The 20,714-nt window shown below is 60.8% G+C and carries 28 protein-coding genes and 1 other RNA gene; 19 read left to right on the forward strand and 10 right to left on the reverse strand.

Annotated elements, in window-relative coordinates; all coding sequences use genetic code 11:
- Positions 1–46 precede the first annotated feature (46 nt).
- Complete coding sequence (locus tag CHB73_RS00075; protein WP_179216820.1) at positions 47–535, forward strand: NUDIX domain-containing protein; 489 nt, start codon at positions 47–49, stop codon at positions 533–535.
- Here the strand turns inward: CHB73_RS00075 and CHB73_RS00080 are convergent.
- Genes CHB73_RS00080 through CHB73_RS17025 form a run of 3 tightly spaced genes read right to left on the reverse strand, consistent with a single transcriptional unit; the run spans position 507 to position 2,902 of the window.
- Entirely contained in the window at positions 507–1,319 is an 813-nt protein-coding gene (locus CHB73_RS00080) for an inositol monophosphatase family protein (protein WP_235641444.1), read from the reverse strand. The two genes, CHB73_RS00075 and CHB73_RS00080, sit on opposite strands and share 29 nt — an antisense overlap.
- Positions 1,316–2,350, reverse strand: a complete 1,035-nt coding sequence (locus tag CHB73_RS00085; protein WP_089270834.1) for a rod shape-determining protein — start codon at positions 2,348–2,350, stop codon at positions 1,316–1,318. Before CHB73_RS00085 ends, CHB73_RS00080 begins: the two co-directional genes overlap by 4 nt.
- Positions 2,351–2,356: 6 nt before the next feature.
- A complete protein-coding gene (locus CHB73_RS17025) occupies positions 2,357–2,902 on the reverse strand; it encodes a DUF6485 family protein (RefSeq protein WP_235641445.1) in 546 nt (181 codons plus the stop codon).
- On the opposite strand from CHB73_RS17025, the gene gcvT reads away from it, so the two are divergent.
- Positions 2,801–3,829 (forward strand): glycine cleavage system aminomethyltransferase GcvT, encoded by a 1,029-nt coding sequence (gene gcvT, locus CHB73_RS00095; RefSeq protein ID WP_235641446.1) that lies wholly within the window; start codon positions 2,801–2,803, stop codon positions 3,827–3,829. The two genes, CHB73_RS17025 and gcvT, sit on opposite strands and share 102 nt — an antisense overlap.
- 167 nt (positions 3,830–3,996) lie before the next feature.
- On the opposite strand, the gene CHB73_RS00100 is transcribed toward gcvT, so the two are convergent.
- The 4 genes from CHB73_RS00100 to CHB73_RS00115 form a co-directional block, all read right to left on the reverse strand.
- Positions 3,997–4,530, reverse strand: a complete 534-nt coding sequence (locus tag CHB73_RS00100; RefSeq protein ID WP_089270840.1) for a helix-turn-helix transcriptional regulator — start codon at positions 4,528–4,530, stop codon at positions 3,997–3,999.
- Positions 4,531–4,672: 142 nt separating this feature from the next.
- Complete coding sequence (locus CHB73_RS00105; RefSeq protein ID WP_089270842.1) at positions 4,673–5,020, reverse strand: tlde1 domain-containing protein; 348 nt, start codon at positions 5,018–5,020, stop codon at positions 4,673–4,675.
- A gap of 288 nt (positions 5,021–5,308) precedes the next feature.
- The gene (locus CHB73_RS00110) at positions 5,309–5,953 is read right to left on the reverse strand and encodes a lysophospholipid acyltransferase family protein (RefSeq protein ID WP_089270844.1); all 645 of its coding nucleotides are present in this window, start codon (positions 5,951–5,953) and stop codon (positions 5,309–5,311) included.
- A 20-nt stretch (positions 5,954–5,973) separates the two neighbouring features.
- Positions 5,974–7,746, reverse strand: a complete 1,773-nt coding sequence (locus CHB73_RS00115) for an ABC transporter ATP-binding protein (RefSeq protein WP_235641447.1) — start codon at positions 7,744–7,746, stop codon at positions 5,974–5,976.
- A gap of 199 nt (positions 7,747–7,945) precedes the next feature.
- Here CHB73_RS00115 and CHB73_RS00120 point away from each other — a divergent pair, with 199 nt between their 5' ends.
- On the forward strand, positions 7,946–8,710 hold the full coding sequence (locus CHB73_RS00120; RefSeq protein ID WP_179216821.1) for a pseudouridine synthase: 765 nt from the start codon (positions 7,946–7,948) through the stop codon (positions 8,708–8,710).
- Positions 8,711–8,716: 6 nt separating this feature from the next.
- Here the strand turns inward: CHB73_RS00120 and CHB73_RS00125 are convergent, their stop codons facing one another.
- Positions 8,717–9,361: a LolA family protein gene (locus CHB73_RS00125; RefSeq protein WP_089270848.1), complete on the reverse strand. Its 645-nt coding sequence runs from the start codon at positions 9,359–9,361 to the stop codon at positions 8,717–8,719.
- Positions 9,362–9,445: 84 nt separating this feature from the next.
- Between CHB73_RS00125 and CHB73_RS00130 the strand changes: the two genes are divergently transcribed.
- Entirely contained in the window at positions 9,446–9,928 is a 483-nt protein-coding gene (locus CHB73_RS00130; protein ID WP_089270850.1) for an L-2-amino-thiazoline-4-carboxylic acid hydrolase, read from the forward strand.
- A 165-nt stretch (positions 9,929–10,093) separates the two neighbouring features.
- Positions 10,094–11,872 (forward strand): aldehyde dehydrogenase family protein, encoded by a 1,779-nt coding sequence (locus CHB73_RS00135; RefSeq protein WP_179216822.1) that lies wholly within the window; start codon positions 10,094–10,096, stop codon positions 11,870–11,872.
- Between the two features lie 214 nt (positions 11,873–12,086).
- Here the strand turns inward: CHB73_RS00135 and CHB73_RS00140 are convergent, their stop codons facing one another.
- Together CHB73_RS00140 and CHB73_RS00145 are read right to left on the reverse strand one after the other, a co-directional pair.
- Positions 12,087–12,389 carry a BON domain-containing protein gene (locus CHB73_RS00140; RefSeq protein ID WP_089270854.1) on the reverse strand — a complete coding sequence of 101 codons (303 nt, stop codon included), beginning with the start codon at positions 12,387–12,389 and terminating at the stop codon, positions 12,087–12,089.
- A 346-nt stretch (positions 12,390–12,735) separates the two neighbouring features.
- Entirely contained in the window at positions 12,736–13,536 is an 801-nt protein-coding gene (locus CHB73_RS00145) for a LexA family transcriptional regulator (RefSeq protein WP_089270856.1), read from the reverse strand.
- 164 nt (positions 13,537–13,700) lie between these two features.
- Here CHB73_RS00145 and CHB73_RS00150 point away from each other — a divergent pair, with 164 nt between their 5' ends.
- From CHB73_RS00150 to CHB73_RS16650, 14 genes are all read left to right on the forward strand, one after another.
- Positions 13,701–14,138 carry a hypothetical protein gene (locus CHB73_RS00150; protein WP_089270858.1) on the forward strand — a complete coding sequence of 146 codons (438 nt, stop codon included), beginning with the start codon at positions 13,701–13,703 and terminating at the stop codon, positions 14,136–14,138.
- Positions 14,135–14,371, forward strand: coding sequence for a hypothetical protein (locus CHB73_RS00155; protein WP_089270860.1), 237 nt, complete (start codon positions 14,135–14,137; stop codon positions 14,369–14,371). The genes CHB73_RS00150 and CHB73_RS00155 overlap by 4 nt, the downstream gene beginning before the upstream one ends.
- A 1-nt stretch (position 14,372) precedes the next feature.
- Positions 14,373–16,481 (forward strand): Mu transposase C-terminal domain-containing protein, encoded by a 2,109-nt coding sequence (locus CHB73_RS00160; protein WP_089270862.1) that lies wholly within the window; start codon positions 14,373–14,375, stop codon positions 16,479–16,481.
- Positions 16,482–16,493: 12 nt separating this feature from the next.
- The gene (locus CHB73_RS00165; RefSeq protein WP_089270864.1) at positions 16,494–17,249 is read left to right on the forward strand and encodes an AAA family ATPase; all 756 of its coding nucleotides are present in this window, start codon (positions 16,494–16,496) and stop codon (positions 17,247–17,249) included.
- Positions 17,250–17,915 carry a hypothetical protein gene (locus CHB73_RS00170; RefSeq protein WP_089270866.1) on the forward strand — a complete coding sequence of 222 codons (666 nt, stop codon included), beginning with the start codon at positions 17,250–17,252 and terminating at the stop codon, positions 17,913–17,915. It begins immediately after the preceding gene.
- Positions 17,912–18,100, forward strand: coding sequence for a hypothetical protein (locus CHB73_RS00175; protein ID WP_089270868.1), 189 nt, complete (start codon positions 17,912–17,914; stop codon positions 18,098–18,100). The genes CHB73_RS00170 and CHB73_RS00175 overlap by 4 nt, the downstream gene beginning before the upstream one ends.
- A gap of 11 nt (positions 18,101–18,111) precedes the next feature.
- Positions 18,112–18,327 (forward strand): hypothetical protein, encoded by a 216-nt coding sequence (locus CHB73_RS00180; protein ID WP_089270870.1) that lies wholly within the window; start codon positions 18,112–18,114, stop codon positions 18,325–18,327.
- A 21-nt stretch (positions 18,328–18,348) separates the two neighbouring features.
- Complete coding sequence (locus CHB73_RS00185) at positions 18,349–18,627, forward strand: HU family DNA-binding protein (RefSeq protein ID WP_089270872.1); 279 nt, start codon at positions 18,349–18,351, stop codon at positions 18,625–18,627.
- Between the two features lie 5 nt (positions 18,628–18,632).
- Positions 18,633–18,818 (forward strand): hypothetical protein, encoded by a 186-nt coding sequence (locus CHB73_RS00190; RefSeq protein ID WP_089270874.1) that lies wholly within the window; start codon positions 18,633–18,635, stop codon positions 18,816–18,818.
- A 4-nt stretch (positions 18,819–18,822) separates the two neighbouring features.
- Positions 18,823–18,887: hammerhead ribozyme type II (locus CHB73_RS00195), an RNA gene on the forward strand.
- Between the two features lie 13 nt (positions 18,888–18,900).
- A complete protein-coding gene (locus tag CHB73_RS00200) occupies positions 18,901–19,359 on the forward strand; it encodes a gp16 family protein (RefSeq protein ID WP_089270876.1) in 459 nt (152 codons plus the stop codon).
- 29 nt (positions 19,360–19,388) lie between these two features.
- Positions 19,389–19,667, forward strand: a complete 279-nt coding sequence (locus CHB73_RS00205; protein WP_089270878.1) for a hypothetical protein — start codon at positions 19,389–19,391, stop codon at positions 19,665–19,667.
- 80 nt (positions 19,668–19,747) lie between these two features.
- Positions 19,748–20,062, forward strand: coding sequence for a Mor transcription activator family protein (locus tag CHB73_RS00210; RefSeq protein WP_089270880.1), 315 nt, complete (start codon positions 19,748–19,750; stop codon positions 20,060–20,062).
- A 71-nt stretch (positions 20,063–20,133) separates the two neighbouring features.
- Positions 20,134–20,712: a hypothetical protein gene (locus CHB73_RS16650; RefSeq protein WP_179216823.1), complete on the forward strand. Its 579-nt coding sequence runs from the start codon at positions 20,134–20,136 to the stop codon at positions 20,710–20,712.
- Positions 20,713–20,714: the final 2 nt, after the last annotated feature.

The raw sequence follows: 20,714 nt of genomic DNA on the forward strand, positions 1-20,714 counted from the left end.
GGCCGTTTCCATGCCAACCTTCCCCCAATTGGTGGAGATTCTTGATATGGAACAACGTGTGGTGGCCGTTATGCCCGCCCAGGAGGCCGCCCGACAGAAATTGTGTCACCGCACCGTGGCCGTGCTGCTCTTCGATGAACAAGGGCGGGTGCTTTTGCGGCGCAACGACCTGGGGGCGCGCAGGCAACTCGGAACCTGGGATGTACCTGTCTGCGGCGCTGTTCTTGCGGGCGAGTCGGTGTTCGATGCCGCTGTTCGGTTCCTGCGGTCCGGCCTGGGCATCCATGCGGAACGCCTCCGCCCGTTGTTGGAACTCCCGCCCCTGCCAGAAAACAGCAACGAGGTTTTGCAGGTTTTCGGGCTTACCCGTTCCGACAACGCCACTTTTTCGTCGGGGCGCGAGGGCTCGGAATACAGTTTCACGCCCGAAGAACTGGCCTGCCTACTGCGCGATTTCCGCGAAATGGCCGCGCCACGCGTGCATCTGCTTGCCGAAGCCATGAGCCTCAAAGGGTTGTGGCGGAAGCGGCCTTGAGCATACGCTGCAGTGGTTCAAAAAGGTCGCCATTGGTGGCGAGAATGTCCGGTCCGCCAAGCCTGTACGGGAGGGAGCCCATCATTGTGCCGACGCGCCCCCCGGCCTCGGCGACAAGCAGCACGCCCGCCGCAGTGTCCCACGGGTTCAGCGCGAACTCAAAAAAGCCATCGTAGCGGCCACAGGCCACATAGGCCAAATCCAACGCGGCGGAACCAGCCCGGCGCACGCCCTGCGTCTCTGGCAGCGCCTTGGACAGCTGCCGCAAAATGGCTTCTTTGTGATCCTCTATGCGATAGGGAAACCCCGTGGACACAAGGGCCGCCTCCATGGCCGAAACTCCGGAGACGCGCATGGGACTGCCGTTCAGGCTGGCGCCCGCGTCTTTGACTGCGCTGAACAACTCGCCGAGCAGGGGCAGGTTCACCACACCCAGAAGAGGCCCGCCCTCAAGGCACAACGCCACTGATGTGGCGACGAACGGGACGCCATGGGCGAAATTCGTTGTCCCGTCAAGGGGGTCCACAACCCACGCAAGGCCGCCGAGCCCGGCGTCCGGACTGCCCTCCTCGCCAAGAAAGCGCGCCTCGGGCACAATGGAGGAAAGGCTTCTGCGCAACAGGGACTCAACCGCTCCGTCCGTCTCGGTGACGAGGTCTTTCATGCTCGATTTGCAACGGATGCGGCGAGGGCGCTTGTCGTGCTCGCGCACCAGTTCCCCGGCGGCGCGCACGGCCGATTCTACGGCAGGCAGGAGTGCATGGAGTGAGCTGTGCATCTTCATTTCCGCAACAGGATTTTGCGGAACCCCAAATCCGGCCGTAGAGCGGCGGCCGCGCCCTGTACGGCGGCGTATTGCGGTTCCTCGGCACGGGCAACGCGCAGGCCGAGCCGTTGCGACAGGCGTGACGTAAGCCCCGGCAGCCGCGCAGCTCCGCCGTACAGCACCAGGCCTGTTTCGCCGATGTCGGCCACGAGTTCGGCCGGTGCGCGCTCCATGACGCTGCGGACAAGCGCCTCTATTTCAGCTAACGGCTGGTCGAGTGCGCCATCGAGATCCTGATGCAGGAGCTCCAGGGAACACGGAGAGCCTGTGGTGACGTTTTTCCCCGTCAGGGTGGCGGCGCGTGTTTCGGAAGAGGGCGCAGCGCTGGCCAGGCCCAGCGTGGCTTGTTCGGCCATGTTTTCGCCTATGGCAACCTGCCTTGTTGCGGCCAAGTGCCGGGCCACGGCCGCGTGGAAGGCGTTGCCGCCGCATGGGATCGTCTCGCTGTGGACAATGTCTGAAAGGCTGACCATGGTGGCCTCGGTCACCCCTGCGCCGATTCCCAGGAGCAGACGGCCCTTGGGCTGCGTGATGTCCAGTCCCGCCGCAACCGCGGCGGCAAGAGGCGCGCTCACCATGTCGGCTTTGGCGATGCCGACGGCCTTGCAGCAATCGAGAATCGTGCGTTTTTCGAGTTCCGTAAGCCCGTGCGGCGTAACAACGCAGACCTTGATGCGTTTTCCGTCGTTCACAAAAACCTGGGACAACAGATTGCGGAGCAGCAGCTTCGCGGCATTGAAATGCACAATGGCGCCGGCTTCAAGCGGTTTGACTACCCGGATGCGGTCCGGGGTCTTGCCGAGGTAGCCCTTGGCCTGCACGCCGGTGACGATGACGGTGTCGTCGTACTGCTCCAAGGCGATGACGGTCGGCTCATCAAGGAGGATGCGCCCATCGGGGCTCGCTATGACAGTTTGGGCGGAACCGATGTCAAGGGCGATGGTATTGCTGCGCAGCATCGTGAGTGGATTGCGCAGACGCAGCGACATGGTGGACTACTTGCCTGTCCGGCGCTGGATGAAGAATTCAATGCTGCGATTGAATGTCTTCTCTTCTTCCGGAGTGAAATAACAGGCGGGAAGTTCGTTGCGAAGCCTATGGTAGTGCAGGCACTCGCAGCACAGACCGTGTTTGCTGCACGAAGTGTTTGTGCAGGTGCAGTATTTTGAGTTGATGGCCACCCGTGGACACTGATCAATCTTTCGCATGTAACCCCTCCAGGCGTTGCCGCCAGAGGGATTTCTAAAGAACTTCTCTCCTTGCGTCAACAATCCGCCCGCAGACATGCCGCGGCCGACGCAGAGTTCGAAAGACCATTGAGAATCCAGGCGTCTTGTGTCATGTTGGCACGGACCAGAAGACAGCACGACAAGGAGACGATCGTGGAGAACTTGAAGCAGACGCCGCTCACAGCTTGGCACCGGGCCAGAGGGGCAAAAATGGCCGCCTTTGCCGGTTTTGATATGCCAATCCAATACGAAGGCATCATCGCGGAACACGCCCACACACGCCAATTCGCCGGGATATTCGACATCTGCCACATGGGCGAGTTTTCGCTTCGGGGCACCGGGGCCAAGGACGCGTTGAACGCCGTTGTGACCCAAGACCTGGACACGCTCGCCCCTGGCAAATGCCGCTACGGCTTTCTGCTCAACGCCGATGGCGGCGTGCAGGACGACCTCATCATCTATTGCCTGGCCGATGACGAATACATGCTTGTGGTCAATGGCGCGTGCGAAGCCGGAGACTTTGCGCATATCAAGTCCCAGCTGCCCGCCGCACTCGCCTTCACCAACATTTCCGAAGAAACGGGCAAGATCGACCTGCAGGGCCCCAAGGCTTTCGACGTGCTCAAGCATCTTCTGGGACAGGATTGTGTTTCTCCAGGATACTTCAACTTCACGCGTACGCGCTGGCAGGGATGTGATCTCATCGTGAGCCGAACCGGGTATACCGGAGAGCTGGGCTACGAATTCTACATTGATGCGGCAAAGGCCGCAGCGCTTTGGGAGGCACTGATCGCCGATCCGCTGGTCAAGCCCGTGGGCCTTGGCGCGCGCGACACGTTGCGCCTGGAGATGGGCTACCCTCTTTACGGGCAAGATCTTGATACGGCGCACACCCCTGTCGAGGCAGGCTTTGGCGCGTTGATCACCAAGCAGAAGCCGTTCACGGGCAAGAACGCCCTCGACACGGTGCGGGAGCGGCTGACCCCCCTCGTCCTTGAGGGACGCCGCAGCGCGCGCCATTACGATGCCGTGCATCTGCCCGATGGAACCAAGGTCGGCATGGTCACCAGCGGTTCCTTCGCGCCCTCCCTCGGCCATTGCGTCGCCTTGGCCTATGTGGAAGCGAACTATGCCGAGGCTGACGAATTTCTTGTGCGCACCCAGCGCGGAGATTTGGCGGCCAGGCGCTCTGCCCTCCCCTTCAACCCCAACGGAACGGCACGCAGGAAGCTGGCCTAGGGGATGCGGGAAGCAGACAGGAAGGAAGGGGAGCTTCGGCTCCCCTTTTTTATTGCATCGTCGGCGGTCTTATTTAGGAAACTCAATACTATTTTATTTCAGACTATTATAGTACTGCGTCCGTGAGGTCGCAACCGTATCGGCGTCAGCTTGTTTGCCCTGCGGCTCTAGTCAATATCGTTGGCCAGAATGAAAAAACCGTTCACACGGCCATCCTCACCGAGATATATCTCAATCCAGCGCTGGACCCGGCTGACGACAAAGCCCGGCGGGAACTCCCCCGGCCGCACGAGACGGTACGAGGCGTAGCCGATGGTACGCCGACCGATCACCCGGTGTGGCTCACCGAACATGGCCACCACCTCCTCGCGGGTCATGCCTAGGCGCAGGCCACCCGGAGTGCGCACGGCTGAACTCACCCCAGGCGTCGCCCGGCAGCGTTTACCGGCTTGGATGATGGCGGATTTGTCCGCGTGTACAGACACGCCCCAAAGGGCGTCCGGGTCGAGCGTGAATATCACGGCGGTTCTGTCCCCTGGACGGGAGGAGACGTAGCAGTACATCACATTGTGCTCATTGAAGACCGTGCGCGGAGCAGGGCCGAACAGCGCCAGCATGTCCTTGGCCGCCTTGTGTAACTGGAAACGCTGGTCCTGGCGTTCGTCCAATCCGTCAAGAACGTAGTTGGCGTCGTCGAGCACGGGCGAATATGGCGGCGTTTCAAGCCGTGGCTCCAGAAAGCACGACTCGTTTTCACCCACGAGCACGAGAGAACTGCCGCGCTTCGCATCCACCTGGGCGGGAAGCACGAGGACTATGCGCAGAGCGAGAGCAGCCGTCAGTTTACTTCGTGACACGGATCAATCTCCCCTCGTAGTATCTGAGTTGTTCCCTGGTCGGCCTATTCAGGATGATGCAGCCTTTGGAGGCGTCGTTCTCTTTATTGTTGCCATGAATGAGGAAGGTGTTCGGTTTGCGCTCCATGCCGTCTTTGCCAACCCGGTTCTTGGTGTCGTCGTCGGGCTCCAAACGAAAGACAGGGGGCGTCAGGTGGTGCTTTATGCAATAATCCTGGTCCGTGACTTCCTCCACCCGCCAGTTGCCTTCTGGAATTGGCCCGAAGTCCTCGACATCCTGGCTCGCCGCTTTGTTCCTGTGCTGGCCCTTTCCACTGTAGGCTTCGTCTGTCATGACCCCGCCTTCGAAATTGCGCAGGGTGTGGCTCTCGATGCCGTAAACCAGGTGGGGCTCCTTGGGTGCAGGCGGCGGTGGCGGACACTTCGGTTTCTGCGGCGGCGCTTTTATGCACAGGACAAAAATCACCTGTCTTTGGCCGCTAAAATGACAAAAATACCCACTTGACAGGGGTGCGCGGGACTCCCCGGCCGCAGGAAAGCAAACAGGTGGACGCCGTGCTGGCAACCACCTGTTTCGATTCGGTTTTGAGTTTCTTACATAAGGGCTTCGTCGGCGTAAGGCTTAGATTGGCGGCAAGGTGTCGTGCAGGGCCTGCTCCAGCCTGCGCCTTCCGCTGACGAGCAGGTCCGCATCGGGCCTGTCTCCTTCAAATTCGAGCGGCGGTCCGAAAAAGACCGGACAACGGCTGAAAGGCATGGGCAGTTCGAAACGGTCCCAGGAACGCTGAAACACATGCTTGCGCGCCGGACGGCAGCGCACCGGAACAAGCAGCGCCCCGGTCTTGTGGGCCAGGTACACGGCACCGTCCTTTGCCTTGTGGCGCGGCCCGCGCGGGCCATCCACGGTGATGACGCCGATGCGCCCCTGGTCCATATGGCGTTTGAGTGCGATGATGGCCTTGAGTCCGCCGCGTGTGCTGGAGCCCCGAGCGGTCCCGTAGCCAATGCTCGTGAGCACCTGGGCGATGATCTCTCCGTCGCGGCTGTCGCTGACGACGGTCGCCAGGCGTCCGTCCAGCTTGGTCATGCCGTATCCGGTCAGCGTGAACAGCTCGGAATGCCAGATGGCGAGCAGCACCGGGCGGCCTGCGTCTGCCGGATTCTTGATGACGCCCAGTGCGCCGCCGTCCTCGAAGCGCAGGCTCGCGATCCAGGCCCTGTAAAGGAGTGTGAGGGCGGGGCTGATGAGGCTTGGCGAAATGCGCATGGGCCGTTCCTTACGCGGCCTTAAGCCACGCTGGTGCCGTCGGCGAACTGCATCTGGTACAGCCTGGCGTACAGCGGGCAGGTTTCCAACAGCTTGGCGTGCTTGCCCTGAGCAACGACCCTGCCCTCCTCCATCACCACGATGAGATGGGCCGAAAGGATGGTGGACAGCCTGTGGGCGATGACGATGCTGGTGCGTTCGCGCATGAGATTTTCCAGCGCCAATTGCACAATGCGTTCGCTTTCGGTGTCCAGGGCGCTTGTGGCTTCGTCGAGGATGAGCAGGGGCGGATTCTTCAACAGCGCGCGCGCGATGGTGAGCCGCTGTTTCTGGCCTCCTGAAAGCCGCGCCCCGCGTTCGCCGATGACGGTGTCGTAGCCATCGGGCAGTTCCATGATGAAGTCATGGGCGAACGCGGCCTTGGCCGCGGACTCAATCTGTTCCTGGCTGTAGCCGTCTTGGCCGTAGCAGATGTTGTCACGCACGGAAGCGTTGAACAGGAACGCATCCTGGGAGACGATGCCCTGGGTGAGGCGCAGGCTCTTCAGCGAATAATCCTGCACCGGCGCGCCGTTCAAGAGCACCTGTCCGGAGTCCGCGTCGTAAAAGCGGGGAATCAAATGCACCAGCGTCGTCTTGCCGGAGCCGCTCGGCCCGACGATGGCCACGCGCTCTCCCGCGCGCACCACAAGGTTGATGCCGTCCAGAGCCGGGCGGCCGGCTGTGGGATATTGGAAGCGCACATCGCGGAATTCGACGCTCTTGAAGGGCGCCTCCACGTCCCGTGTCCCCCCGCTCTCGCGGTTGATGTTTGGGGAATCGAGGATGTCGAACACGCGCTCGGCCCCGGCCAGGGCGCGCTGGATGTCGATGTTGCAGGCGTCGATCTTTTTGATCGGCTCATATAGCATGATGAGCGAAGCCATGAAGGAGAAAAAGGTGCCTGCGGTGGTGGTGCCGTCAATGACGCGCATACCGCCGTAGAAGATGACCAGGCCGATACCCACCGAACTCAGCATGTCGATGACGCGTGAGGACAGCTCGCTGTTGAGCACCTGCTTGATGGCTAGGCCCATGAGCTTGTGGTTTTCCACGGCGAAACGGCCGGACTCCTGCTTTTCGGTCGCAAAGGCCTTGATCACCTTGATGCCGCTGAAGCTTTCCTGCAAGTGGACGTTGATGTTCGCCACCCCCGCCTGGGACTTGCGGCCAAGATTGCGCAGTTTCTTTCCGAAATAGACCAGAGGGTAGCCCGCAATGGGCACTACGATGACAGCGTAGAAGGCCAGTTCCGCGTCCTGGTAGAACACCACGCCGATGAGCCCCATAATCTCAAAAATTTCTCGTATGAGCATGACCATTGAGGGCACGCTGTTGCGTATCTCGACGACATCGTTGAGGATGCGCGACATAAGCATTCCGACTTGGCTTTCCTCGAAAAAACGCATGGGCAAGACGACGATTTTTTTGTAGAGATCGTTTCGCAGCGCCTCGATGACGCGCATTCCCACGCTGTTCATGTAATAGGTCTGAATGAAGCGGAAGCTGCATTTCGTCACCATGACGCCCATTATCAAGAAGGGCAGCAACTTGAGGGCATTCATGTCCTTGTTCACAAATATCTGGTCTATGGCCGGCTTGACCAGATAGGCCATAGCGGCCGAGCAGCCTGCCACCACGAACATGGACAGAAACGCGATCACCACCTTGAACTTGTAGGGCAAGAAATAGCTCAGGCAGCGCGTAATGAGGTGGCGATTGCCGAAATAGTAAAGCGATTTGTCTCTGGCCAATACTGTGCTCCTGATTCGTTTGGAAGGCTCCGTGCCCGACCAGACGTTTACTGACTGCAGGGCTGACTGGCAATGGAAATCCGTCCAGATGCCGTTCGCGTGCTCCTGATTTTCGCCCGTTACTTGTATCGAAGGCCAGGGAACAGCACTCTAAATATTTCCTCGATATTGTCTAGACTTTTAACAACTGGTCGGAATAATGGCTCAAAACGAAAAGCTGTTGCGGATAAACAAGTTTCTGTCAGAGTGCGGCGTGGCATCGCGCCGTGGGGCGGACGAACTGGTTTTGGCAGGCCGCGTGCGCCTGAATGGGCAAGTTGTGTGCGAGCCCGGCGTGCGCGTGGACCTGTTTTCGGACCAGGTCCAGGTGGATGGCAGTCCTGTGTCGCATCCCGCGGCTGGAGGAAGCCCCGGCCTCGACCTCACCGTTGTGCTCCACAAACCCGTACAGGTGGTGACCACTCGCAGCGATCCTCAGGGAAGGCAGACGGTGTTCGATCTCTTGCCCGAGGAGTATCGCCACGAGCGGCTGCTGCATGTGGGGAGGTTGGACTACTTTTCCGAAGGGCTGTTGTTGCTCACCACGGACGGCAGCCTCATGAATCGGCTCATCCACCCTCGCTGGCACTTGCCCAAAGTCTATCATGTGCTTGTGCGGGGCCAGGTTTCGGAGATCAAGCTCGGCATCATGCGTGACGGCATGGTGCTCAAGGAGGGGGAGAGGCTGGCCCCGGTGCAGACCTCGATTCTTCGGCGGGACCCAGGCGGCGTCTGGCTCGAGATGACCCTGCTGCAGGGGCTCAATCGTCAGATACGGCGCATGTGCCGCGATCTGGGGCTGACCGTGTTGCGGCTCATCCGCGTGCGGCAAGGCCCAATAGCGCTGGGAACGCTGAACCCCGGCCAGTGCAGACCGCTCACCCCGGATGAAGCGCGCGGTCTGCGCCGGGCCGTTGGGCTCTAACCTGGCCTACTGTTTTGAATTGTCCTTCACTTGCGTCCCTTGGGGCGGCGTGAATTCGAAGAGTTTGCTTTCGGCACGCTTGTTCAGTTGCAGGTTCTGCATGTTCACCATGTTGCCATTGCCGTAGAAGTCCACAATGAGCACGCGCCCGAGCATGTTGGTTTTGGTGTTCACCCAAATATAGGCCAGCACCATGGTGGGTTCGGGCTCCTTGGGGATGAGCCGCAGCTTGACCATGCCATTTTCCGTGCCCTGCTCTTCAACCTTGAAGTCTTCCTTGAGGTTCGCCTTGCCGCTCAAAAAGCGGATCATGGTCTTGGAGTTGAAGACTTGGCTTGGCCGGTATTTAATCGCCAGCTTCTCGGCCTCGAAGTAGTTCCACACGGCGCTCTGTCCCACAACCAGCAATTCTTTTTCCGGCTTGTGGGTCTCCCATCGCACCAGGGACTGCTTGAACCAGATTTTTCCGCTGCGCTTTTCAACGCTGCCGCTTGCCGCGTTGGTCAGCTCCTGCTGGAAATCCGTATGGAAGGAGTGTAAGGATTCGTACCGTTTCTGAATGGCGTCGGTAATGCTTTCGGCCCGGGCCACGCCAGCCAGCAGGATTGAAAGCATGACCGTGAACAAAATGAGACTTTTGCCAATGCGCATTGGATTCTCCATGATTGTACGGCGTTGGGCTTTGCGCCCGGAGCGAAGATAGGTGAAGACGACTGCAAATGCAACGGAGGCCGCATGGGAGTTGACTTGGCTTCAATACCACTGAGAAGCCGCAGGGCTATCGAAGCGGAGATGCTTGCCCGCGTGTACAGGAGCACTGCCGCCCGCTACGGCGAGGAGTCTGCGCTTTCGGTTCTGAGCGCAGCCATCGACGAGGCGGCTTTTGAGTCCGGACGCGCCTTTGCAGCCAGCTCCACGGACGGAATGCCGAGTCTGGACCACTTCGCCCAGGTGCTGGAGCTCTGGAAATCTGGCGGCGCGCTCGACATTACGGACATCCAATGTGATGCGCAGGCGCTGTCCTTCCGGGTCACGCGCTGCGGCTATATGGAACTGTACCGCGAAATGGAGCTTCCTGTTGAATTGCATGCCACGCTCTCCTGTCGGCGCGATGCCGCCTTTGCCCGCGGGTATTCGTCCTGTCTCACGATGCAGCGGCCACAGACGATCTCCCAGGGCGCGGACTGCTGTCTGTTCCTGTTCCGCTGGATTCCATGATCGGCCGCTTTCGCTTCCATCGGATTTCTGGCACAAGCCTTTGTGCGGCGTTGTGATTGCCACCATGGAACATGGGCATTTGTGGAATCGCTTTGTCGCATCGGAGCGTTGCGGGAAGTCAGTGGCTGATATGTCGAGCCCTGAGCGCAGCGGCGATGCCCCACAGTGTTTCATGGCTGCTGGACGTGCCTGGATTGGAGCAAAGAGAGCCGCTCCGAGTGGCCGTGTTCCCGTTCCTCTGCGGTCGCAAATGGGCGACCAGTGCGTATCGTCCACCTGAAGAACAAAGGGTTCCAGGATCCAGGAACCACATCAAAAATAAGGATTTTTGAGAGAATGGCGTCTCTGTCACCCAGCCTCTTGGTCCGCCCCGAGGACATCCCACAGGAAATTGCGCTGCCGAGCCCTCTGCATACGCGCGAATACTTGTTCGACGGGGAGCTCCGCGTCTGGGACGGCCCCACGCAGGAGGTCCTCTCGCCCTTGTCCACCTCCGGTCCCGCAGGTCCGGAGCGGATTGTGTTGGGTTCCTGCCCGGTCCACGACGCAGTTGCCGGGATGGCTGCGTTGCACGCGGCCTGCGCCGCCTGGGACAACGGGCTTGGCCAGTGGCCCAATCTGGATGTTGAGGCCCGCATGGCCTGCGTGGAGGACTTTTGCCGCCGCATGCGTTCCCGTCGCGCTGAAATCGTACGCCTTATGGTCTGGGAAATATGCAAGCCCACCAAGGAGTCCGAGCAGGAGTTCGATCGCACCATTGAATACATCGAGGCTACCCTTGCCGCGATGCGGGAAATGGCGGCCGAAGCTGGGCGAGTGATCGCGGCCTCTGGGCTGCGCGCTCTGTGCGGACGGTCAGCCCGTGGCGTCACCTTGTGCCTGGGCCCCTTCAATTTTCCCCTCAACGAGACCTTGGCCACGTTGATTCCGGCCCTGCTCATGGGCAACACTGCCGTGGTGAAGCTGCCGCGCATCGGACGTCTTCTGTTCACTCCCCTTCTCGACTGTTTCCACAAGGCCTTTCCGCGTGGGGTCGTGAATAGTGTTTCCGGTGGAGTTGAGGCCGTAACGCCGATGATGCGTTCCGGGCTCGTCGATGTGCTTGCGTTTATCGGGTCAAGCAAGTCGGCGGAGGCGTTACGTGCCCTGCATCCGCGCCCGACGCGCCTGCATTGCGTGTTTGGCCTGGAAGCCAAGAACGCCGCAATAATTTTGCCAGATGCCGACCTTGACGTGACCGTGGCCGAGGTGCTCCGCGGGGCGTACGGTTTCAACGGACAGCGTTGCACGGCGCTGAAGCTGGTGTTGGCATCGCGCCTTGTGGCCGATGCATTCTTGGAGCGGCTGCGCGCCTCTGCCGAGCATCTGAAGATCGGCCTGCCCTGGGAACCGGGCGTAGGCATCACGCCCCTTCCCGAACCCGGCAAGCCTCGTTTTCTTGAGTCCTTGCGCAAGGATGCACTGTCGCGCGGGGCGCGCGAACTGTTGCCCGGCGCCGGAATGCTGGACGAAACCCTGTTTGCGCCGTCCTTGCTGGCTCCCGTGACACCGGACATGCGCCTGTATCATGAAGAGCAGTTCGGCCCGGTGCTGCCCGTGGGGCTGTTCGACGATCCAGAGGAGGCGCTGCGGGCTGTGGCCGCCTCGAACTATGGGCAACAGGCGAGCCTCTTCGGAAGCGACGTGCAGGTTTTGGCCCGGTTGTCCGGACGGTTGCGCAACCTCGTGAGCCGCGTGAACATCAATTGCAAATGTCAGCGAGGTCCTGATGAACTGCCCTTCACGGCACGGAAGGATTCCGCTGTGGGGACGCTTTCGGTGGGGGAAGGCTTGGCCGCCTTTTCGCTGCCCACGTTGACCGTGCTGCGCCATTCCAGCGCTGATGGGGGTGTGTTGTCGGCCCTTGGCGCGGTGGCGCCCAACTCGTCACCACCAAGGTCATGAAAGCGGTTTCCACGCAGTCCGTGCGTTGGCATGGCCTGTTCAGTGTTTGCGGTACATGGATGCTGCCGAAGACAGCCATGGTCGCAGGGGGGCACTTGGCGCCAGCCGATGGCGCGTCAACATGCGCGTCGTGCCGTGTGCGCCTTGTGGTCAGCGTTGTCCAAGGCGGCAACGGGGTCGCGGGCATTGAGGCGCTGGGCTCGTCCGCTCCCTCCTACCCGCCGCTGCGGACAGTGATGCGGTTGTCCACGGAGTGAACTCCCGCCACACCTACAGCGATTGCTTCGGCCCCTCTGGCCTGATCAGCTTCCCGCACCGTCCCGCCAAGTATCACATGCCCGTCAAACGTCTTCACATCAATGAATGTTCCTGCGAGGGGGAATTCCCGGTTCAGGGCAGAGACGATTCTCGCGTTTATGTCTCGGTCCTGCCTGCTCCGTCTGCTCCTGCCTGCGGCCAACGCGACAGCGATCAACACCACAAGTCCGAAGATGATGAATGCCGTTTGGACGGACATAGGCACACTCCTGGCGACACGCTGAGGGGAAGCGGAACGAGGGACTCGTCCCGCCTGCTGGCCAACTGTGGCGTTTGATAATTATCCGGTCAAGAAGGAAACCGGTGCGTCAATCCGTGCCGAATCGCGCGCCGGTTTAGTAAAGCTGCGTTTGATTTGGCACTAACATGCAACCGCAGCAGGTGTGAGTAACGCGCTGAAATATTAGCTGATTCGTGCAAGTGAGGCCTAGTCTCTCTGTGTGGCTTTGCGGGTGATTTGGCACTGATCTTCTGAGGTTGTTGCGCTTGATTTGGCACTGGTCCGCTGGCTGTGCCGTTTTTACGACAATCACGGAACATGAAAGCTATGTCAGTTCCCTGCCGATCCAAACCACACGACCTAATATCCGCATTTCCCGAGATTGGCCCGTGTCAGCCCGTATCTCTAGCGGAGGGTATGCCTTGTTTTGGCTTTTCAGTATCATACCCCCAGGGACTGCATCTATCATTTTGACATACACTAAGCTGCCGACCGCTACCGCAAATAACTTGCCAGCCAAAGGCGTTGTTTGACACATATCAATCAGCGTAACGTCATTATCAAGAATTATAGGTTCCATGCTGTCGCCAGACACTCGCATTAATACCATGCGTGATGGATCACCTTTGCGCCAAAGAAAGTCTTTATTAAACGCATACTGCTCTTTGTCAAAAAGAGGCGATAATGCATCAGAGAATGATTCCGTAAGTGGTTCTACCATTGGAATACAGATGAATCGATCCATTTTTTTGGATTTGTATTCTTCGATTACAGCCAGCTCTTCTTCTGAAAATGATCTTACAGCGTCTGCGCTGTAGCGTTCCTCACCGTTTCCGGTGAGCAACCATTCAGGTCTCACGCCTGCTATGTCGGAAACCGCATGAACCCAGTGCAGCGGGATCTTCGACTTTCTTTTTGCGTTATATATCGCCTGGGAAGAGACGCCAAGCAACCGGGCCAGCGCAGACGCGCTCTTGCCATCAGTGGCCTGGATAAGGCGTGCCAACACCTCCTGGGCCGTTGCACCTTCTGTCGGCGAACCTGCAACCAAGGCGTAAACCTCCAAATTTAGACAAACCAAATAAAACCATTTGGTTACAATCTTTGCGCCAAAATCAACCTGCAACCAAACTTTTTGGTTGACTAGGCAACACCAAAAGTTTTATGTACGGCTGCGGGCAGTGGAAAACACCCCTCACAAAAGCACTACCAGCCCGCAAGTCTAGGGTCAACGTCCGGTCGTCAACCAAGATTGGACGTTGACCCCCACCTAAAGCGGACGGTCTTGCTATGCAGAGACAACTCTCCCTGTTCCACGGCGACACACAGGACTTCGGCCACTTGGCTGGACTGGTGCCTACCATCAGAGCTGCCATGAACAGGGCTGCTGGTGCCGATGAAGCAGGTCGGAAACTCCTCGTTGACAGGATCAATTCCATCGCCGCCTCTGCTGGCATCCGCCTCACCTCAGGAAACGTAAAAGCCATCAGCAAGGACACGCTGGATAAGTGGTTGGCCCCTGGCGACCGCGATCACACCCCGTCCATTCTGGCTATTGTCGTGTTTTGCGCCGCCACCGGGAGCCACGAGCCCTTGCAGGTTCTGCTCAAGGCGCTGGGGTTCGACGTAATGACCACCGAAGACCGCAGGCTTCGTGACTATGGACGCGCATGTCTAACGGAACGCGCAGCCAGGAAACGCAAGAAGGCACTTGAGGAGTCTATATGAAGCCACTCGAATGCCGCTCCGAGCGACATAAGATGCGCTTTCGCATTCGTGAACGCCTGGATCGCCAGGGACTGAATATGCTTGAGATTGCTAGGCGGATTGGTGTGAACAAGAATCTTGTCCGCGACACGATCTCCGGGTTTCGCAACAACAATCGTGTTCTGATCGCCTTACGCGATGACTTTGGAATTCCGGAAGAACTGCTGTTCATGCCGAGTAAAGATAAGGCCTAAAATGGACACGCGGAACTCCTTCACCGCAAACGGGCTTGCTACGTTGCTAGGGGTCTCGCGGCAAGCTGTTCGCAAGCGTGCCGATCGTGAAGGTTGGAAGTCTCACCAGCGTGAAGGACGCGGCGGGGGCAACGACTGGCTTTTGGCGTCCATGCCGAAGGCGACACGCGACCAGGTGCTTGCCGCCGTGCTCTCCCAGGAGCCCGCCGAAGAGCCGAACCTTCCCGTTCCTTCGCAGTCAACCGCCCCGGCCATACCCGCTGAATCCTCCCTCGTCATTGCCCAGCTCACGGAGCGCCAGCGCCGGACCATGGAAGCGCGCCTGGTGTTCGTGCGCGAAGTGGAGAGGCTGACTGCCGCCGCTGGCAAGGAAACGGCGGTACGCGGCCTGGTCGAAGCGGCGCGGGGGCATCGGCTGGCCAAGCACCTGCAAGCCCTGGTCAACGTGGCCAATGACCGGCCCGGCAAGGGCGAGGAACGGGGACTTTCCCGCCGTCGGCTGTATGGCTGGTGCGCCGTGTACGCCATTGCTGGAGCCGCTGCCCTGGCCCCCCAGCACAAGCAGCGGGACATGAGTGTGCCGCCCTGGGCGAACGAATTTCTTGCGCTCTACCAGACCCCGCAGCATCCCTCCGTGGCGGACTGCCTGCGCCGGCTCGAATGGCCGGGCCAGAAGCCCACCATCCACGCGGTCTACCGGTTCCTGAAGAAGATCGGCGTGCCCGCCCTCATGACGGGCCGGGCCACGGGCAACGCGCTGACCAAGCTGCGACCGCACAAGCTTCGCACGACAGAGAGCTTGTTGCCGGGCGACGTGTACACGGCGGACGGCACGACGTTTGACGCGGAAATCCAGAATCCCTTGAACGGCCAGCCCTTCAAGCCGGAAATCACGCTGGTTATCGACGTGGCCACGCGGAAGTGCGTGGGCGTGTCCGTGGGGCTGGGCGAAAGCGGCCTGACCATCCTGGACGCTCTGCGCATGGCCTGCTGTTACGGCGGCCTGCCGTTGATGCTCTACACGGACAACGGCTCCGGGTACAAGAACAAGCTCCTCCTGGGCGAGGGACAGGGCATGTTGGCCAGGCTGGACATCCAGATGGTGAACTCCATCCCTACCCGCCCGCAGGGCAAGGGCCTCATGGAGCGGGCAGTGCAGACCATCTGCACGCCGCTGTCCAAGCGCCTGCCCTCCTGCACTCACAAGGACATGGACCGTGACGCGGCGCTCAAAGTCTTCCGGCTCAGCCGCAAGGACATCAAGGAAAAGGGCCGGTCGGACCTTCTTCCCACGTGGCCGGAGTTCCTGAAGCAACTGCTGGCCCGCGTGGAAGAGTACAACGCCACACCGCATTCGTCCCTGCCGCTCACCGTGACGGCAGAGGGCAAGCGCCGCCGCATGAGCCCGGATGAATACTGGCAGGATTTCGAGGCGCGCGGGTGGCAGCCGTTCAGCGTGCCCGCCCAGGAGCGCGAGGATTTGTTCATGCCCGGTTGCCGCCGCACGGTGCGCAACGGCGTGGTCCGGCTCTTCAACGGTGAATATTTCGCCTCCGACCTGGAGGAGTTCCACGGCTCCATCGTGGAAGTGCGCTACGACATTTGGGATTCCTCCCGCGTCCATGTCTGGACCACCAAGGGCGAGAAGGTCTGCACGGCAGAGCTGAACGCCCACGCCCTGCCTTACTTCCCGCCCAGCCAGGTGGAGGCCCTGCGCGAGAAGCGCAAGGCTGGCCAGGTGCTTCGCTTGGCCAAGAAGCTGGAGGCCATCGAGCCCGGCGCGCGCATCGAGGTGCCGGAGCCAGTCACGCACGAGCCGTTGTTCGTGGCGGACAGCATCCAGCCCGAGGCTGAAGCCGAGGTGGCCGAGGTCATGGAGCGGACGCGGGCCGAGCAGAAGGCGGCCCCTGTCGAGGCGCGGCCCAACTTCCAGTTCCCCTACGAGAAGTACGAGTGGCTCATGCGGAATCGTGGCCAGTGGACGGACACGGATGTGGCCTGGCTGAACCGCTACACGCAAGGCGAGGACTACGCGGACCTGCATGACCACTACAAGTCAATGGGCATCGCCTGGTCCGGGGACATCCTGGCCAGAGCTGGCGAATTCTAACCGGAGGGACACATGCGCAAGCTGTTCGTGAAGACGGAGAACTACAAGCGGTTCACCTCGGCTGTAAACGCCGTGGAGCAGCGCGGGGCGGCGGAAGCCGGAATGCTTCTGGTGCACGGCGAGCCGGGCTTCGGCAAGACGCAGGTCGTCAGCCGCTGGGCCGCTGAGGTGGGCGCGGTGCACCTGCGCGCCAACGTGGATTGGACGCCCCGCTATTTCCTGGTGGAGCTGCACAAGGCGCTGGGCATCGAGGCCCAGGGCCGCGCTGAGGAAATGTTTCAGTCCGCCCTCAAGGTCATTACGGCCTCGAATCTGCCGCTGGTCATCGATGAGGCGGAGTTCACCCTGCACAACAAGGCGCAGGTTCTGGAAAAGGTCCGCGACTTCTCGGACCGGGCCGAGGTGACGGTGATCCTGGTGGGCATGGAGCGCATCCAGTCCTCCATCTCCAAGCACAAGCAGATCAGCGGGCGCATCGCCCAGGTTGTGGAGTTCAAGGCCGCCCCCTTGGCGGACGTGGCCCAGGCCTGCGAGCTGCTGTCGGAAGTGGCCATTGCCCCGGACCTTGTGTCCGAGGTGCACCGGCTCTCCGGCGGCAGGATGCGCGAGGTGTTGAACATCATCGCAGCCGTGGAGCGCGTGGCCAAGCTCAACGGGCATGAGCGCGTGGGCCTGGAGCACGTGCAGGGCGTGCCGCTCTCGCACGACTGGCGCACCCGCACGCCCCTCACCGCCAAGCCCGGCAAGGGCAAGGGGGAGGGCCGCTAGATGACCTGGCACGGACTGCCCGCCCTTCGCGCCCTTTCTTCCGGGCCGCTTCTGACTGCCGAGTTGTCCAGAGCCGTAGGTATCAGCCTGGATTCCACGCGGGCCGTATGCCGCTGCCTGCGGGCGCGCGGTCTGATGCGGACCGTCGAGGGCATCCACGAACTGACCGAGGCCGGGCACCAGGCCGTGGCTTGCGGCCAGGAGATTACTTGCGGCCCGAACAAGGGCGGCGTCAGACGGGCGGAGAGTCTGCGGGCCAAGGCTTGGCGGGCCATGCGCATCAAGATGAAGTTCTCGCTGGACGAACTGCTCTCCCTGCTGTGCGACGGGGAGGAGAAGGACGCGGAAGGCAACCTGCGCCGCTACCTTCGGACTCTGGAGCTGGCTGGCTACCTGGTGGAAATGAAGCGCACCGGAGCGGACGGCTCTCGTCGCTGGTGGCTAGCTAAGGATACCGGGCTCCATGCTCCGGCCTGGAACAAGAAGGCATGGACATTGACCGACGCCAACACAGGAGAAAGCCACGACCTTAGGCAGTTCAAAGAGAAGCGGCCCAAGGCGGCCAAGTCGCACGCACCTTGCCGCGTGTTGAGGGAATCAGGGCGGACGGCCAGGGCAAGGCTGGTGACTCCGCGCGCAACCCGGAACCGGAAGGAGGAAGCATGATTGCCAGGAAGATCAACAGCGCCATCGCCCGCCTGCACGAGATGAGCGGCGAGATGAGCCCGGAACAGCGGGCGGTGATCCGCCAGGCCACGGCGGTGCTCACGGACGCGGCCAACTCCGCCACGCATCTGGAGGCGGCCACCCTGCCGCTCACCGTGCCGACCCCGACAAACTATCTGCAATAGGGAGGCGGGTCATGAGCCAATACAGGCTGAATCAACAGGGCGAACAGGTTCTCGTCCGGCAGTGCGAGCACCCGCAGGAAACTTGCCTTCAGTGCCACTTCTGGGCGGATTGCATTCTCTTGGCGATCTTCAAAGGCAAGCACGCGGACAAGAGGGCCAAGGCCTTTTTGAAGAAGCGAAACCCGAATGGACAGCTGGCCCGGATGCGTGCCGGGCGCACCGCCTAACCTGAAAGAAGGAGCAGAATCATGAAAAAGAGTGAACTCATCTCCTGGATTTCGAAGCTGGAAGAAATGCCTCAGGGCGATGTGGAACGTGTTTTGGACAGGCTGGGAGCCGTTGTGGTTACGGAGTTGAGCGGAGGGCCGGGTGAAGTCTCTTTACCTGGCATCGGCAAGCTGAAGGCCAACCAGCGAAACGAACGCGCTGGCTACAACCCCAAGACCGGCAAGCCCATCCGCATTCCGGCGCGCATCACCGTGAAGCTCACTCTCTCCCAGTCCTTTAAGAACTCCCTGCGGGGATAGCCACCATGGGACACACCATCACAACAATTCCAGAGAAGGAGATTCTCGGCGCGGCGCTTGAGGTGTGCCTGAACCACCGTGACGAATTTGAGGCGCTCCTGGGGAACGAAGACAAGGCCGAGGTCGCGTTGGAGTGCTTGTCCTGGATGGTGGAGGAGGCCGAGGAGACCGAGAAGACGGCCAAGCGTTGACTGTATGCGAAACCGCCCTGCGGGGCGGTCGTCCAGGCGTGGCGGCCTGGGCCTGATGAGCAGCCAACAAGGGGAGACCGTCATGAGGACAGAAAGCAGACGCAGCCTGCTGGCCAAGGTGCATATCGCGGCCAAGGATTTGGGCCTGCAAGAGGATGCCTACCGGGACATGCTGGAAGGCCTCACCGGACAGCGCTCGGCTGCCAAGCTCACGGACAAGCAGCTCGCCTTCGTGGTGGGCAGCCTCCAGCGCAAGGGCGGCTGGGGTGCCGCCCCGGTTGAGCACGCGGCCAAGCGCCACGGGGCGAAGCCGAAGCCGCGAGCGTCATCCAGCTGCGACGCCATGCTGAAGAAGATTGAGGCGTTGCTTGCCGACGCCGGGCGGCCCTGGGCCTATGCCGAGAGCATGGCCCGGCGCATGTACCAGGTCGAGAGGCTGGAGTGGGCCACGGCGGAGCATCTGCGCGGGATCATCGCCGCGCTGGTGAAGGACGCCGGACGGCAGGCCCGCAAGATGCGCGAAGCCAGCGCGCACATGTAACCACGCACCAAAGTAGGAGAAGCGCGCCCATGTTCATCGAAAAGAATAGCGCGGGCCGTGTCAGCGTAGTCGACACCCTCACGAGTGTCTCCAGTGTGCTGACCTACCTTCAGCAGACGGCGGAGCATGACTTGAGCGGCAAGGGTAAGGAAGGCTTGGCCCTCATTCTCATGAGTGCTGTCGATGCCGTGGATGCTTCTTTGGCTGCTCTTGAGGGTGAGCGTGGGACCAGCGGCGCAGAAGCTCCAGAAGACCTCCCCGGACTTCGTACGGCGCTTCGGGCACCTGCCCCTGCCCAAGGTCAGTAGCAGGGCCGCAAGGGCATTTACGAACGTTTTTAAACGGCCCTGGGACAAGCACAAAACAGGAACCGGAGAAGGGGAGACATATGGGCGTGGATGTCGCCGAACTGATTCGGGACATGGCTGACAAGGTGGCCATGCGTTGCACTCAAGAAGTCCAGCTCCAGGACGAAGCGGCCAAACAGGTTGGAGAGATAGTCTCCAACCTGATCATTGAGGAATGGGGTGGCCAGAACATCTATGTGCCGATCAGCCTTGCAAGCAAAAGGGCGAAGCGGAACGCCATGATTTTGGAGGAGTTCACCGGGGACAACGTGTCGGAACTAGCTCGCAAGTACAATCTTTCCGTCCAGGCGGTTTACCGGATCATCAAGAAGGAGCGGGAGCGCTGCATGCAGTAGCGCGCAGTTCCGCGCGTCGTAAAACCCAAGCAGGCTTGGCCAGGAGCGGCCAAACCGAAGAGGAGCACCAGATGGATTTGAAGAAAGAGTTTGAAGGGATGCTGGAGAAGCTGAGAGCCCATGTCGAGCCAGCCATTGTGGCGCCACGCGCCCGGCTGGCGGATTGTGAGGCCAAGCTCGCCAGGCTGAAGGGGCACGAAAAGGACATCGCCGCAAGGCTGGAGAAGCTGCCGCGCGAGAAGGAATCGCTCCTGTCGCAGATTTCCAGGGGAATGGCCGCCGGAGAGGACGTCGGCCAGCTTCGCCGCAAGATCAAAGACACGGAGTCGGAGTTTGCCGAGCTGAAGGACATCGAAGGCGTGCTCCGCCGCGAGGGGCTGCCCAGGGCCAACGGCGACTGCGAAAGCGCCAAAGCGGTGCTCCGGGATGCGGTTCGAGAAGCGGTTCGGGAGGTTCGCGCCGAGTATGTGAATAGCGCCCGTGGCTTCTTCGCCGAACTGGCCGCAGCCGATGAGCAGTGGCGTGCTGCGCTTATCGCAGTGCTCCACGAGGTCGGCTCGGTATCCTCGCGGGAGTTCTCCGGAGAAGACTATCTCGTGCCCTACCCTTTGTCCCACCAGCTGCGTGTGCAGTCGGACGACTTCAAGTAGCT

Origin of the sequence: Humidesulfovibrio mexicanus (assembly GCF_900188225.1) — a bacterium.
Lineage (GTDB): Bacteria > Desulfobacterota > Desulfovibrionia > Desulfovibrionales > Desulfovibrionaceae > Humidesulfovibrio > Humidesulfovibrio mexicanus.

Bases quoted from the DNA above. Each gene is read 5' to 3' on its own strand.
- CHB73_RS00160 (WP_089270862.1), top strand. From the start codon at position 14,373: ATGGACACGCGGAACTCCTTCACCGCAAACGGGCTTGCTACGTTGCTA.
- CHB73_RS00185 (WP_089270872.1), top strand. From the start codon at position 18,349: ATGAAAAAGAGTGAACTCATCTCCTGGATTTCGAAGCTGGAAGAAATG.
- CHB73_RS00130 (WP_089270850.1), top strand. From the start codon at position 9,446: ATGGGAGTTGACTTGGCTTCAATACCACTGAGAAGCCGCAGGGCTATC.
- CHB73_RS00080 (WP_235641444.1), bottom strand. From the start codon at position 1,319: ATGAAGATGCACAGCTCACTCCATGCACTCCTGCCTGCCGTAGAATCG.
- CHB73_RS00110 (WP_089270844.1), bottom strand. From the start codon at position 5,953: ATGCGCATTTCGCCAAGCCTCATCAGCCCCGCCCTCACACTCCTTTAC.
- CHB73_RS00180 (WP_089270870.1), top strand. From the start codon at position 18,112: ATGAGCCAATACAGGCTGAATCAACAGGGCGAACAGGTTCTCGTCCGG.
- CHB73_RS00190 (WP_089270874.1), top strand. From the start codon at position 18,633: ATGGGACACACCATCACAACAATTCCAGAGAAGGAGATTCTCGGCGCG.
- CHB73_RS00175 (WP_089270868.1), top strand. From the start codon at position 17,912: ATGATTGCCAGGAAGATCAACAGCGCCATCGCCCGCCTGCACGAGATG.
- CHB73_RS16650 (WP_179216823.1), top strand. From the start codon at position 20,134: ATGGATTTGAAGAAAGAGTTTGAAGGGATGCTGGAGAAGCTGAGAGCC.
- CHB73_RS00210 (WP_089270880.1), top strand. From the start codon at position 19,748: ATGGGCGTGGATGTCGCCGAACTGATTCGGGACATGGCTGACAAGGTG.
- CHB73_RS00205 (WP_089270878.1), top strand. From the start codon at position 19,389: ATGTTCATCGAAAAGAATAGCGCGGGCCGTGTCAGCGTAGTCGACACC.
- CHB73_RS00120 (WP_179216821.1), top strand. From the start codon at position 7,946: ATGGCTCAAAACGAAAAGCTGTTGCGGATAAACAAGTTTCTGTCAGAG.
- CHB73_RS00125 (WP_089270848.1), bottom strand. From the start codon at position 9,361: ATGCGCATTGGCAAAAGTCTCATTTTGTTCACGGTCATGCTTTCAATC.
- CHB73_RS00155 (WP_089270860.1), top strand. From the start codon at position 14,135: ATGAAGCCACTCGAATGCCGCTCCGAGCGACATAAGATGCGCTTTCGC.
- CHB73_RS00075 (WP_179216820.1), top strand. From the start codon at position 47: ATGGAACAACGTGTGGTGGCCGTTATGCCCGCCCAGGAGGCCGCCCGA.
- CHB73_RS00140 (WP_089270854.1), bottom strand. From the start codon at position 12,389: ATGTCCGTCCAAACGGCATTCATCATCTTCGGACTTGTGGTGTTGATC.
- gcvT (WP_235641446.1), top strand. From the start codon at position 2,801: ATGGCCGCCTTTGCCGGTTTTGATATGCCAATCCAATACGAAGGCATC.
- CHB73_RS00085 (WP_089270834.1), bottom strand. From the start codon at position 2,350: ATGTCGCTGCGTCTGCGCAATCCACTCACGATGCTGCGCAGCAATACC.
- CHB73_RS00165 (WP_089270864.1), top strand. From the start codon at position 16,494: ATGCGCAAGCTGTTCGTGAAGACGGAGAACTACAAGCGGTTCACCTCG.
- CHB73_RS00200 (WP_089270876.1), top strand. From the start codon at position 18,901: ATGAGGACAGAAAGCAGACGCAGCCTGCTGGCCAAGGTGCATATCGCG.
- CHB73_RS00105 (WP_089270842.1), bottom strand. From the start codon at position 5,020: ATGACAGACGAAGCCTACAGTGGAAAGGGCCAGCACAGGAACAAAGCG.
- CHB73_RS00170 (WP_089270866.1), top strand. From the start codon at position 17,250: ATGACCTGGCACGGACTGCCCGCCCTTCGCGCCCTTTCTTCCGGGCCG.
- CHB73_RS00150 (WP_089270858.1), top strand. From the start codon at position 13,701: ATGCAGAGACAACTCTCCCTGTTCCACGGCGACACACAGGACTTCGGC.